This is a genomic window from Rathayibacter sp. AY2B9, from assembly GCF_002931595.1.
Classification (GTDB): domain Bacteria; phylum Actinomycetota; class Actinomycetes; order Actinomycetales; family Microbacteriaceae; genus Rathayibacter.
On sequence record NZ_PSUB01000006.1, the window covers coordinates 12971 to 26489 of the forward strand.

The window sequence follows — 13519 nt, forward strand, 5'->3', positions numbered from 1 at the left end:
CAATCATCGATTGTTTCCGAATCAACAGAACTTTCGAAGACGACCTATGCGCGCTCAATCCAGCGAGAAAGAGGTGTCGACGACGCGGCTGGGGTTTCTTCGTGCGGCGCAGGTATCACGAATCATACTCGAGTGTTCAATTGTCGAACATCGACGCTCATGGGCGCCCCCGTGCCTACGCCGAAAAGTGCTCAAACCTGCTTCCTCTGCAGGAGTCCTGCCAGGGCTGCCACAACGATCGCACCAAGGAGCCATCCGAGAAGCGACATTGTCGCCGTCAACCATTGGGCCCAGCCGCACGCGACAAAAGCGTCGGCCTGCCCGAGAGAAACGACCGGGAAGAGGAGATCAATTGCGAAGAGCACTGAATTGAAAGGGGGGTTCGATTCTTTAGCACGAAAGAGGCCAAATTTGTTCGCCGCATCGATAAGCAAGCTCCCGAGGACGATTAGTGACAAGAGCCAGCCGAGTGCTCGCTCGAGCCGGTAACCGTATCCAACTGTGACCCGCAGTAGGAGGCTCAGGGGAAGTGCCATGATTTTCCCTGGGCCCTTCGTGGATACCGCCGCCTCACGCTTTCCTGCCATGAGGACCTGCGTCGCGAAGGTGCCTCGACCTACGTTCCGGTAAGCATCAGCGACAGCGGCATACTTCTCCGGGTGGTATCGGTCGTCCAGCTTGATCCATTCCAAGCGCGAGCGAAGCGCGTCTCTATTCGCTCCATCAGCCTCCTCATCTCCTCTTAGGCGCCCGATGGAGACCCCAATGAGCTGCGCCGACGTCGGCCAGGATGACTGTGTATCTCGGTACGTCTCCATCGTCGCGTTCGTGAGGTCGAGTCGGCCTGAGATTTCCTTGAATAGGGCATGCACTGGACCGGAGACTGTAGAGCCGTCTAGGTCCAGGCAGGTCTTGCCCTCGTTTTTCAGCGTCGTGTCGGTACAGTCAAGAACGCGGAGGCGAGATCCGGCGATCTTTACCTCCCCTACGATCGTAGCGTCGGAGAGGATCACTGCACCGAGGTCGGCGGAGGACGCATCTATTGCCCTGAGCCCCGGCGCGAGAATGCTCGCTTCGTGAAAGGCGAGCTCCCCGCGCGAGACCAGGCCCACGAGCCAGATCCCGCCATTCACCGTGGCGTTCTGAAATTCGATTCCGCCGTGGATTGAGGCCGAGTCGAGCTCGATCGAGAACTCGGCGGCGCTCTCCACACGCGCTCCAGTAAAATCTAGCTGACCATTGACGGTGGCTCCGATCAACTGAACGACCCCCTTAATGATTGTGTCTTCGAAGGAGGCAAAGCCTTCCACGTGAAGATAGTTCCCATTGAGTGACTTGCCGTTCGGATTGATGAAACGACCGCCGACCGCTTCCACTCTCGCCATGCGAGCCCCGAACAGATTCACCTGACCGCGGCATTCGAACCCTTCGGCGAGGTTGAGAGCGCCGCTCATGACGATGTGCCGGGCGCTCAGCCCACGCATCTTTGATCCACGGAGACTTATGTTCGACGCTGTTGCCTTGGTCAGAATGAGCGGCTTATCGAAAGCGCACTCCTCAAGAGCTAGAGGGCAGATAATCGATCGGTCGCCGACGTTGAGAGACCCAGTGATCCGCGCACCTCGGAGCCTGACAGCGACCGGAGATGGTTCCCCCAGTTCTCCGGGCGCGGTCAGAAGAAGACGGAGCAACTCCCCACGTATTCGCCGTTCTTCTTGCCCCCTGAGGCGGAGATCTTCGACGACCCCTCGACGGGCCGCCAGTAGCACAGCACGTTCAGAAGCGGTGAGGGTCGTTGCGATCGACGCGGTCATGCGCAAGAAATAGCACATCTCTTGCTCTAAGTTGCGGAGGCGTAGGCCGATTCACGCATCAGAGGTCGCTTCCGAGCCAGAGTTCTCCGCCAATCCGGAAGCAACCCGCCGCAGCCGGTGCAAATCGCCGGCTGGTTCTAAGATATGAGTCGACCTCAAGATAGGGATGCGCGGGGCTCCCCCTCTGGAGTTGCTCGAGGAGACGCAGAGTCTCGCTTGCACGGGAGTCAGCCCTCGAGTCGGAGCGTCGGGGCGAACGCCCCGATGAGGGTGATCGAATTGGACAGCTGCGTCGACCCTCGTGGCGGCCAGACCGTCGGTCTGCCGGCTGTTCACGAGCGGTTGCAGCGACTCGCAGACACAGCGGCGAGATGTCGATCGCGGGTCTCTGTACCCGCTCGTCTCTGCCTGGCTACGGCAAGGTCGTACCTGAGCTATAGATTGAAGATCTTGTGATTCTTGAAGGCTGGTGACGATGCGAGCGGACTCACCGTTGTGGCGGGTGATGGGCGACCCCGCGCAGGCTGTAGAAGCCGCAGCGCTTGCGCGCGTGTGCCAGCTCCTCCCGGACGACGGCGTCGCGCGAGCGTGGGCGAACGTCAGCTTCACGGACAGCGACGGCAAGCTCAACGAAGTTGACGTTCTGATCCTCACCCGGGCGGGTCTGCTCCTCGTCGAGTTGAAAGGCTGGCACGGAGACGTCTCAGGCGACCAGCACAGCTGGATGCACGCGGGCCGGCGCGAGCCGAACCCCCGCAAGCTGGCCAATCTCAAGGCGAAACGACTCGCCAGCGTCCTGAAGGATCTCGCGCGGGCCAACGGTGCTCCTGCCAACACGGTGCCCTTCGTCGTCGAGGCTGTCGTCCTGCACGGACAAGACTCACGGGTGAACCTCGATCGATACGGGGCAGAGGCGGTGTTCGCACTCGATGGTTACAAGGTGAAGAGCGCTGGAGAGCCCCTCCGATTGTTCTCGGAGGTGATCGTGGCGCCGCCGACGCAATCCCTCATCGATCGCACCGCAGCGAAGACCATCGATGCGCTCATGAATGCTGCCGGCCTGATGCCACGCGCGAAGCAGCGGATGATCGGCCAATTCGCTCTCAATTCGCTAGATCCGCTCGGCGAGGGTCCCGGCTGGCAGGACTTCATCGTCACCCACCCTCGAGCCAAAACGAAGCACCGCATCCGCCTCTTCCCGTACCCCAAGGGCTCGAGTAAGGACGCTCGGGCAGAGGTCGATCGGCGCGCTCAGCGGGAGTTCCGGCTGACCTATGGCGTCATCCATCCGGGCATCATCGGACCGACGGAGCTGCTCGACTCCGAGGAGGGTCCGGCCCTCGTCTTTGCGCACGATCCGGATGAGGCGAGCCTCGGGGAGTACCTCGCTGAGCATGCCGACGACCTCGACTTCGCAGATCGCGAGCGTCTCGTGCAGCAGCTCGCCGAGCTGGTGCGATTCGCCCATGGGCAGCGGCTCACCCACCGCGCCCTGTCGCCGGTCAGCGTTCGAGTCACATCGAGCGCAGACGAGACGACCCTCCGCATCCGCGACTGGGATCTCGCGCGTCGACCGGAAGCCGGAACGACGACCGCCACGCTGCTGTCCCGCGGGATCACCAACATCTTCGGGCTCGTGGAGCAGGACGCAATGCTGTATCTCGCTCCTGAAACGCTGCGCGGTTCGGCGCCGGATTCGGCGCAGACATTGGACGTCTACGGGCTCGGTGCGCTCGCCTTCCTCCTCCTCACTCAGCAGCCGCCCGCCGCAAACCTGCCTGCACTCGAAGCACTCATCGCGTCTGGCGCAGTGGGCCTCGACCCGCGGGCCGTGACGCCGGAGGTCTCGGACGCCCACGCAGCAGTCATCCTCGAAGCGACCGCCTTCCACGAAGAACTCCGCCTTCTCGATGTCGGAGAGTTCCAAACCTCGTTCGAGTTGGCGCGACGCGCTGAGCGTCGCGCCAAGGAGCCCATACCCGCTCGGGGCGATCCGCTGGACGCACTGATCGGTGATTACTTGGACGAGCGATTCGAAATCGAGCAGCGCCGCGGCTCCGGCTCGACTGGTGTCGCCCTCCAGGTGACCGACTACACCAACAACCATGCCGAGGTGATCCTCAAGCTTGCGAAGGACGATGCGGCCGCCGCGCGGCTGGCTATCGAAGCAGATGTCCTCGACCGCCTGGACAGCCCTCGCATCGTGAAACGACTCGACGGGCCCCTCGCTGTCGGCACTCGCCAGGGGCTCCTGATGACGGACGCGGGGCGAGAAACGCTTGCCGACCGTATCCGCCTCGAGGGGAAGGCGACGATCGAGCAGCTGGAGCGGTGGGCGGACGACCTCTTTGAAGCGGCTCACCACATGGCAAAACGCGGCGTCTTCCACCGGGACATCAAGCCGTCGAACCTCGCGGTGAAGCCCGACCCAGGGAATCGGAAGCCGCGGCTCATGCTGTTCGACTTCTCCCTGGCGGAGGAGCCCCTCGAGAACGTCAAAGCGGGCTCGCGCCCCTATCTCGACCCTTACCTCGGGTCGGGCGGGCGGTCGCAGTACGACAGCGCTGCCGAACGCTTCGCCATCGCCGCGACGTTGTTCGAACTGTCGACGAGCTACCCGGTCTGGTGGCCCTCGGGTGATGCGCCGATCAACGCGACGGATTCACCTGTCGTCGAAACCTCGTCTTTCGATCCGAGCGTTGCCGAGGGCCTCAGCGCATTCTTCCGGGCGGCGCTGGCACCGAAGGTGTCGGACCGGCACCTATCGCTCGACGAAATGCGGAAGGCCTGGAGCACAGCACTCGTAGGCGCACGAACCGACGAGCAAGACGCGGAGGCCAACGACGCGAAAGCAGCCACCGCTACGCTCGATACTCCGCTATCGGATGCCGGGCTGAGCGCCCGAGCTCTCTCAGCCCTCAGCAGGGTCAAAGCGAAGACGGTCGGCCAGCTGCTGGGGATCCCGCCGATGACGATCAATGGAGTTCGTGGCCTCGGTGAGCAGGTGCGGCGCGAGATTCAGTCCCGGACTCGCGAGTGGCGTCAGCGGCTGACGTCCGCGACCGAGATCGTGGAGCCACCAGCGCAAGCAGGACGCCGCTCCGTCGAGTCCCTCTTCGGTTCGGTCTCGCAGAAATCTGGCGAATCCGTGGAAGACCAGTACAGGCGACTGCGCAAGAACAGCACGCTGAAGGGCCCTACTGCAGACACCGCTCGCTGGGTGCAAGAGCTCGGAGGAATAGCGACCCTCGACGAGGTCTCGACGAAGTTACTCCGCGAGTACGGGTCAACGCTCGATGAGGGAAAGCGGAGACAGCCTGCGAACGAAGTCGTCCGCACGATCCTCGAGCTCGACACTCGCTTGAGTGCGCCTCGCTTCGTCTTCCAGACCCTTCGGCAACGATCGGGCACCGCCGTCGCGTTCGCTCCGGACGATGGCAGCGGCTTCTCGTTCGACGACGCGGAGCTCCACCTCGAGGTACTGCTCCGGCACGCACAGCTGGTCGACCGACTCCTCGTCGATGAGGACGTCGTCCCGGCGACTCGCCTTCGCGAAACGCTGCTCGCCGAAGACGAACCGGCTCTTCGGCTCTCCAACTCCCGGGTCGCTCAGCTAGCTGTCGGGCTGTCTGCAATGGGGCGCCTCTCGTCGGTCGGGGAGGCGTATCGAGCTGATCTCGACCCCGCGCGAGCTGTCGAGTTGGCGCTTCGCGGTGCTGCGACACAGGACCTCGCAGTCGTCACGATCGAGCAGCGCGTCCGTGCGCGCTTCCCCGCGATCCACACCATCCCGAGGCGACCCGCTCTCGACACCGCCGTCATGACCGCGATGCCGTATCTCGAGTGGCGCGATGACGAGGCGAGATACAGGCTTCGCGATTCCGACCTGCAGTCATCGAGTCGCACGGGCACCTCGACGGTCTGGGGGCGGCCTGCCGATGATCCGGTGGTCGCGAGCCGGCTGAGCGGCTCCCTGCGAGACAAGGGCGCCGTTGTTCTCGTCACATCGCGTCAACGAGGGCTCGCTCTCACGGCAACTCGCCTGGCACACGAGCATGGCCTCCGCGTTGTCGATCTGGCCGATCTCGCCCTCGGTGCCTTGAAAGTGACGGCGGAGTCGAAACGCGTCGCGTGGCCCGTCGTGGTTCGCGCTGACGGTCAGCCGTCAGGTTCTCAGGATCGACGAAACCTTCTGAATCTCGCTCGTCTATCCATCACTCCTGCCTGGCAGAACCTTCTGGTCGAACCGGAGCCGATGATCTTCCTGAACGCGGCCGTGCTCGCTCGCCTCGACCTCGTTGATCTGCTCGCTGAAGTGACCGACCTCGGCACATCGCGTGCCGCAGCGCGCTGGTTCCTCCTGCCGAGGCCGCTCTCCAGCGGTACCCCTGACCTCGACGGGTCACCCTTCCCCTTCGGCGCGGACGGATGGCTCGAGTTGTCACTCGGGGATCTCGATCCCACCGGCTCCGAACTGCCCGCCTCAACGACGCACCGAAAGATCGGCACCCCGTGATCGACTCAGCCCTCCTCCTCGCCGATCTGAAGCGCCAGCTCAAGCTGCTCGAGGCAGATCTCCGTGCACGCGCCGACGACGTCGAGAACTCGTGGGGAGCGCGCCTCCGCGAGGAGCACGACGCTGCGACGCGGCGCGAGCGCACAGGCCTCGCCTGGATCGCCTGGCGCGATGGCGAGGTCGCCCAAGCCGCCGTCTCTTGGATCCTCGCAAGTGTGTTCATCCGCTTCGCCGAAGACAACGGTCTGCTCGCCGGCGCCCAGCGGAACGACCGTCCGATTGCTCAGCCGTGGTTCGCCGCCCCTGGCGAGGGGCTCGACAGGGCTGTGGAGAACGAGGCCGCTTTCTACGCAGCCTCTCCGACCATGACCAGCCGCGACTGGATGCAGAACGCCTTCCGCGCTCTCGCCGATCTGCCCGCCGGCCGGACTCTCGTCGATCAGCAGCACTCGGCCGTCTGGCATGCACCGATCTCGGCGGACGCGTCCGACGGACTGCTCGCCTTCTTCCGCCGAACCACTCCGAGTGGCGAGCTGGTGCACGACTTCAGCGACGCCGAGCTCGGCACTCGCTTCCTCGGCGACCTGTATCAGGACCTCTCAGACTACGCGAAGAAGACCTACGCGCTGCTCCAGACGCCGGACTTCATCGAGGAGTTCATTCTCGATCACACCCTGACTCCCGCGATCGCGGAGTTCGGGCTCACCGGGCTGAAGCTCATCGATCCCGCTTGTGGATCCGGGCATTTCCTCCTCGGCGCCTTCGAGCGGCTCACTGCCGAGTGGGCCGCAGTCGCACCCGGCCTCGACAAGGGCGAGCGTGTGCAACGCGCGCTCGACTCCGTGCACGGCGTGGACCTGAACCCCTTCGCGGTCGCTATCGCCCGCTTCCGCCTCACCGTCGCAGCTATTAAGGCCGCCGGCATCCCGACGCTCACCGCGGCGCCCGCCTTCCGCTACCGGCTCGCGATCGGTGACTCACTGCTCGGGAGCGTGAACCAGTCATCCACGCTCGACCTCGGTGACGGCGAGTACTTCGAGTACGACACGGAAGACCTTCGCGACTACACAGGAATACTCACGGATGGCCAATACCACGTCGTGGTGGCCAACCCTCCCTACATTCAGCCGCCTGACGCCAAGCTTCGCGATCAGTACCGCGCGCTTTACTCGACCTGTCATGGCAAGTACGCGCTCTCGGTACCATTCATGGAACTTCTTTTCCGACTCGCAAAGCGGCAGAACGGAGGCGGAGCGGGATATGTAGGGCAAATCACCTCAAACTCCTTTATGAAGCGTGAATTCGGCAAGAAGCTCATAACAAATTTTCTTTCTGGGAGATATACGGGCATTTCCCCAGAATACGTCGACCTGACTCACGTGATCGACACTTCCGGGGCCTACATCCCAGGCCATGGGACACCGACGGTGATCGTTATTGGGAGACCGCGGCGACCGCAAGCAGGAACCGTGCGCGCGGCTCTAGGAGTCCGCGGAGAGCCCGGTCAGCCGGAAATCGCCGCTAAGGGGCGGGTCTGGAGCGAGCTCATAGTCCACTTCGAGCGGCCTGGATACAACGGCACCTATGTGTCTATCGCAGATCTGCCCCGCTCGTCCTTCACAACGTTCCCATGGTCTCTTTCAGGGGGAGGATCCGGAGCGTTGAAAGAACAGCTGGAAAGTTCGGCCGCTACCACTGTAGGAGCAGTTTCGGTCAGCCTTGGCATCACTTCCGTGACGGGCGAAGACTCTTTTTATATGCTCGGCGCGAAGAGAACGGGAACGCGCTTGGGAATCCTCTCCACGCGGCCACTCGTCGAAGGCGAAAGTATCCGCGACTACGAGTTGCGTGCGAGCGAAGCTGCAATCTGGCCTTACTCTGAAGACTTTGACGTACTCGCATACGAGGCTATCGAAGTAGGGGCCGAACATCTCTTTTGGCAGTTTCGAAATGCGTTAAATCGTCGGCGCAGGTTTGGGACTCCGATGCTTGAACGGGGACTGACGTGGTGGGAATGGCAAGAATTGTACGTCAACAAGTTACGCACCCAACTCACGATCACGTTTGCGTTTGTGGCGACGCATAATCACTTCGTGCTCGATCGTGGAGGCAAAGTTTTCAAGCAGTCGGCGCCGGTGATCAAGTTGCCGGAGGGGGCGACGGAGGACGACCACTACGACCTGCTCGGCGTCCTCAACTCCTCCACCGCCTGCTTCTGGCTCAAGCAGGTCAGCCAGAATAAGGGCAACGGCGGGATCGGCGGTGGGATCGGCGATGAAGCCTGGGAGCCGCGCTACGAGTTCACTGGAACGAAGCTCGACGCATTTCCGCTTCCGATTGAACGGTCCGGCGGCCTGGCTAGGAGGATCGATGAGCTTGCGCGAGTTCGAGCATCCATGGCACCCAAGGCTGTCCTCAGCGGGCCCGGTCCGTCTGCGATCCCCCAGGCGGAAGCGACTTGGCTGCAACTGGGGCGAGAACTTGTTGCACTCCAGGAAGAACTCGACTGGCGCACGTACGTCGCTTACGGGCTGGTGGGGGAAGAGCTTGCTTTCGACCGGGCTGAGGCGGTGGAAATCGATCCGAATGAGCGGGTCTTCGAGATACGACTTGCCCGGGAGCTGGCTGCCGGGACTACGCAGACCTCCTGGTTCGACCGTCACCGGCGCAAGCCGCTGACGGCGCTCCCAGGTCATCTGCCCGAGTCGTATCGGGATGTCGCCGAGCGGCGCCTCGCGGCGATCGAGACGATTCCGTTCCTCCGGTTGCTGGAGCAGCCCGAGTACAAGCGTCGCTGGGCGGTTGCGAACTGGGAGGAATTGCTTGTGGAGGCGACGCAGAACGCGCTTCTCGACCGCCTCGAAGCAGCCGAACTCTGGCGCGACGCGTCGGGTCGGCCGCTCGTTCGCTCCGCCGCTCAGGTGGCGGATGAGCTACGGCGCGACGAACAGTTCCGCGAGTTGCTGGTGATTCACGCCGGATCGCAGGACTTCGACCTCACCGTCGAGGTGGGCAAACTACTCGCTCTCGAGGCAGTCCCCGCGCTTGCGGCACTCCGCTACAAGATGACCGGTCTCGAGAAGTTCCATGAGTGGGAGCGCGTCTGGGAGCTCCAGCGTGCGGAGGATCGCGGCGAGCTCGTCGAGGTGCCGGTGCCGCCGAAGTACAAGCCTGCCGATTTCCTCAAGACCAATTACTGGTCCGCCCGCGGGAAGCTCGACGTTCCCAAGGAGCGGTTCCTCTCGTTCCCCGGCAGCACGCTCCCCGACGATTCGACGGCTCTCTTCAGCTGGGCCGGCTGGGACCACGCGGAGCGCGGGCAGGCAATCTCCCGTCTGACGAACGAGCTGTCCCGCGCGGGTGCACCGGACGAGCAGGTCATCCCTCTCGTCGGCGCCCTGATCGAGCTCGAGCCCTGGCTGAAGCAGTGGCACGATGAGCTCGACGCTCGCAGCGGTGTGAGCCCTGCCGTCGCGATCTCCGGACTCATCACCACGCTGCTCGACCGCCTGGGTCTCGGCAGAGACGACATCGCCGCCTGGCGACCGCCCGCGCCGACGCGCGGAAGAAGGAGCGCTTCGTGACCGACTACTCCCTGAACTCTCCCCTGCGAGACCTGATCCGGCTGCCGGAACGGGTCGAGGCGGCCGACTTCGTCATCAAGCTCGATGAGGGTGTCGCCCGGCACGAGCAGACCATCAAGGACTACGTGGTTACCGAGGCGATCGCCGGCGCGCTCGCGGCTGGACTCGATCTCGTCACGAGCGCCCTCCGCAGTCAGTCGTCGCGCGGCTCGTTCCTCGACGGGTCTTTCGGCTCCGGAAAATCCCACTACATGGCGGTGCTCCACCTCCTGCTGTCGGGCAGTATCGCGGCCAGGCAAATCCCTGGGCTCGCACCCGTCATCGCCACCCGCCAGGAGACCCTCGAGCGCAAGCTGCTCGTCCTCGACTTCAACCTGCTCGGCGCACGCTCCTTCGAGGATGCGATCTTCGGCGGCTACCTCAACACCGTGGCGAGCAAGCATCCCGACGCGCCGGCACCTGTGCTGCACGCGAGCGACTCCCTCCTCGCCGATGCGCGAACGCTCCGAACCCGCATCGGTGATGTCGCCTTCTTCGACGGCCTTGGCGGTGGCGATGCGGCATGGGGAGATTTCGGAGCATCGTGGGATGCGCGGAGCTTCGACGCAGCCGCCGAGCAAGCTCCGGGCTCTGCCGATCGTGACCGCCTCGTCGGGGACCTGGTCTCCACCTACTTCGCGGGGTACGCGCGGTCGGGTGAATGGTTGCCCATGAAGGACGGGCTGCGGGCCCTCTCCTCACACGCGAAGTCGCTCGGCTATCAGGGCCTCGTCTTCCTGATCGACGAGATCGTGCTCTGGCTCGGCCAGCACCTCGCCGATCAGGCATGGGTCCAGGGCGAGATCGAGAAGGTCGTGCAGCTCGCCGAGAACGCCGCCGCGAATCTTCCTGTCCCCATTGCGTCCTTCCTCGCTCGGCAGCGCGACCTCCGCGACTTCCTGGGTTCGCACATCGCCGGTGCCGAGCGCGCAGCGCAAGGGCAGCTCTTCCAGTACTGGGAGGATCGGTTCTCGAAGATCAAACTTCAGGCCGCCGATCTACCCAGGATCGTCAAGCAGCGCCTCCTCCAGCCGATCTCGCCCGATGCCGCGACCACTCTCGGCCGCGCCCTGACCGAGGTGAAGCGGGACTACGCATCCTGGGGCTACCTGCTCAGCGACGACGCGAACTCCGACGAGCGCGCCTTCGCCGACGTATACCCATTCAGTCCGGCGCTCGTCGACACGATGGTCGCCCTGTCGAGTCTCATGCAGCGCGAGCGAACCGCGCTCAAGCTCATGGCCGAGCTGCTCAGCGATGGACGCGACGTGTTGCTGGTGCGCGATGTGATCCCGGTAGGCGACCTGTACGCGCCGGTGGTGCTCGGTGGATCGCAGCCCCTTTCCGAGGAGATGAAGCAGCACTTCGCGATCTCGCGGCGCTTCTACGAGTCGAAGATGAAGCCCTACCTGATGCGCAAGCACGGGCTCACGGAGAGTGACGTCGCAGGGCTGCCTCGCGGACATGCGTTCGTCACCGAGGACCGTCTCGCGAAGACCGTGCTCATCGCTTCTCTCGCACCGGAGGCCACGTCGCTCGCGAACCTCACCGCCGCAAAACTCGCCGCGTTGAACTGGGGAACGATCGACGCTTTCATTCCCGGCACGGAGGCCGAGCAGGTGCTCTCCCTCGTCCGTGGTTGGTCGAGCGAGTTCGGCGAGATCAGCGTCGGCGACGGCGCGGACCCGATCATCACTGCGACTCTCAGCGGCGTCGACTACGACTCGATCCTCGACCGGGTGCGGACCGAGGACAACCTGCACACCCGACGCGAGATCGTCCGCAAGCTGATCGCGGCCGAACTGCAGCTTCCGCCGGACGACACGCTCGTCGGGAAGCGTCTGACGCACGTCTGGCGGGGTCACAAGCGAGTCGTCACCGTGAAGTTCGGCAACGTCCGAGACGACACGGACGTGCTCGACAGCGATCTCCTGCACAGCGACCCCGAGTGGCGGGCGGTCATCGACTTCCCCTACGACAGCGGAACGCATTCTCCTGCCGACGATGTGGCGCGGCTGCGGAAGCTCCGCGAGGGCACGCGGGGGTCGAACACCATCGCGTGGATCCCCAACTTCCTGTCGGAGGCACGCCAGGCCGATCTCGGCAAGCTCGTCCTGCTCGAGTACCTCCTAACGGGGAGCCGCTTCGACCAGAACGCCGACCACCTCACGCAGGCCGACCGCGGACCCGCTCGTCAGACACTCGAGTCGCAGCGGCGGACCCTCCGCGACGTCCTCACGACCGCGCTACGGCAGGCGTACGGGGTGAACGCTCCTGACGAGACGAACGTCGGCAGCGACCTCGCCGGCAACGAGATCTTCTCGGCGCTCGCGCCCGGTGTCCCCATCAGTCCGCCTCCGACCGGCTCCCTTCTCGCTGGTCTGCGGCACGCTCTCGAGACCGTCTGGCGGGACGAGTTCCCGGATCACCCGGATCTCGGGGCTGAGGAGGTCACCGATCGGCGACTTGCGGAGGCGCTCGGCCTCGTCACCTCGACGGTCGAGCTGGGCGGGCGCCGCCAGGGACTCGCCGCCGCCGAGCAGCGCCTCGCAAGGGACATCATCGCTCCCTTGGGGCTGGGTGCGCAGAATGAGAACGTGCTGGTCATCGACGCCACGAACTTCGGCTGGGGTGGGCGCTTTGCACGCTGGGAGGGCGAGCTCGCTCCTGCGATGACCGTCGGCGCTCTCCGCGGGAAGCTCGCGTCGTGGGGCATGACACGGGGGATGGAGGACGCGGTCCTCATCACCTGGGCGCTGCTCGGTAACTGGGAGTTCGGCGGCGGCGTTCCGACGATCGGATCCTTGCCTGAGGGAGCGAGCCCTCGGAAGGCGAACCTGCCGAGCATGGAGGACTGGGATCTCGTGCAGCAGAGAGCCGGGTCGATCTTCGGGACAGTCCCTGAGGTGAACCTGACTCCGCGAGCGGTCGGCCGATTCGCTACTGCTCTTCGGGCCGCTGTCGTCAGCAGCCGGGCCTCGACGCTCAGCGCGGCGCTCGAGCTGCACGCGGAGGTGCTCGGCATCGATGCCGCCGCCGCAACGGGCCGCTTGGCCACAGCGCGGCGAATGGCGGAGTTGACCGAGGCGCTGTCCGCTACAATCGGCGACAAGGCGCTGATCGAGACGCTCGTGACGTTCGACCTGCCGACAGAGCTCAGCGCCATCCGCAGCTCGCACGGTTCGGCGGATCGGATCGCGCGCGAACTCGACGGTCTCGACTGGGACATGATCGCTGCGGCACAAGCAAAGCACGGCGCTCCGTTCGCCGTAACGCTTGCGCAGCTGCGGGAGGCTGCGGTTGTCGACGAGTCGGTTGTTGCATTGGAACCGCGTCTCAAGGCAGCTGCAACGAAGGCCCGGGAGCTCGTCGTACGGCGCACCGACCAGAAGCCCGATCCCGACCCGAAGCCCGACCTCGACCCGACCACTCCCCCTCCGACTGCGGAACGTCGGAGGAGCGCAGTCGTCGCCGACCTCGACGAGCTCTTGAGAACGCTGCGCACCGAGATCGAGCAGGAGGTCGGCACCGACGGCAGCGTCACGATCACCTGGCAGGTTGACTGA

Annotated in this window: 4 protein-coding genes; 3 read left to right on the plus strand and 1 reads right to left on the minus strand. The window is 64.4% G+C overall.

The genetic code is table 11. From position 1 onward, the window contains the following. Nucleotides 1–191: 191 nt before the first annotated feature. Nucleotides 192–1814: a pentapeptide repeat-containing protein gene (locus C5C25_RS07385; RefSeq protein WP_146079448.1), complete on the minus strand. Its 1623-nt coding sequence runs from the start codon at nucleotides 1812–1814 to the stop codon at nucleotides 192–194. Between the two features lie 505 nt (nucleotides 1815–2319). Between C5C25_RS07385 and C5C25_RS07390 the strand changes: the two genes are divergently transcribed. From C5C25_RS07390 to C5C25_RS07400, 3 genes are read left to right on the plus strand one after another with little or no spacing between them, the layout of a single operon-like run. Beyond that, a complete protein-coding gene (locus tag C5C25_RS07390) occupies nucleotides 2320–6330 on the plus strand; it encodes an NERD domain-containing protein (RefSeq protein ID WP_258069371.1) in 4011 nt (1336 codons plus the stop codon). Beyond that, entirely contained in the window at nucleotides 6327–9914 is a 3588-nt protein-coding gene (pglX, locus tag C5C25_RS07395) for a BREX-2 system adenine-specific DNA-methyltransferase PglX (protein WP_219814391.1), read from the plus strand. The genes C5C25_RS07390 and pglX overlap by 4 nt, the downstream gene beginning before the upstream one ends. After that, nucleotides 9911–13519 carry a hypothetical protein gene (locus tag C5C25_RS07400; protein WP_104250216.1) on the plus strand — a complete coding sequence of 1203 codons (3609 nt, stop codon included), beginning with the start codon at nucleotides 9911–9913 and terminating at the stop codon, nucleotides 13517–13519. Before pglX ends, C5C25_RS07400 begins: the two co-directional genes overlap by 4 nt.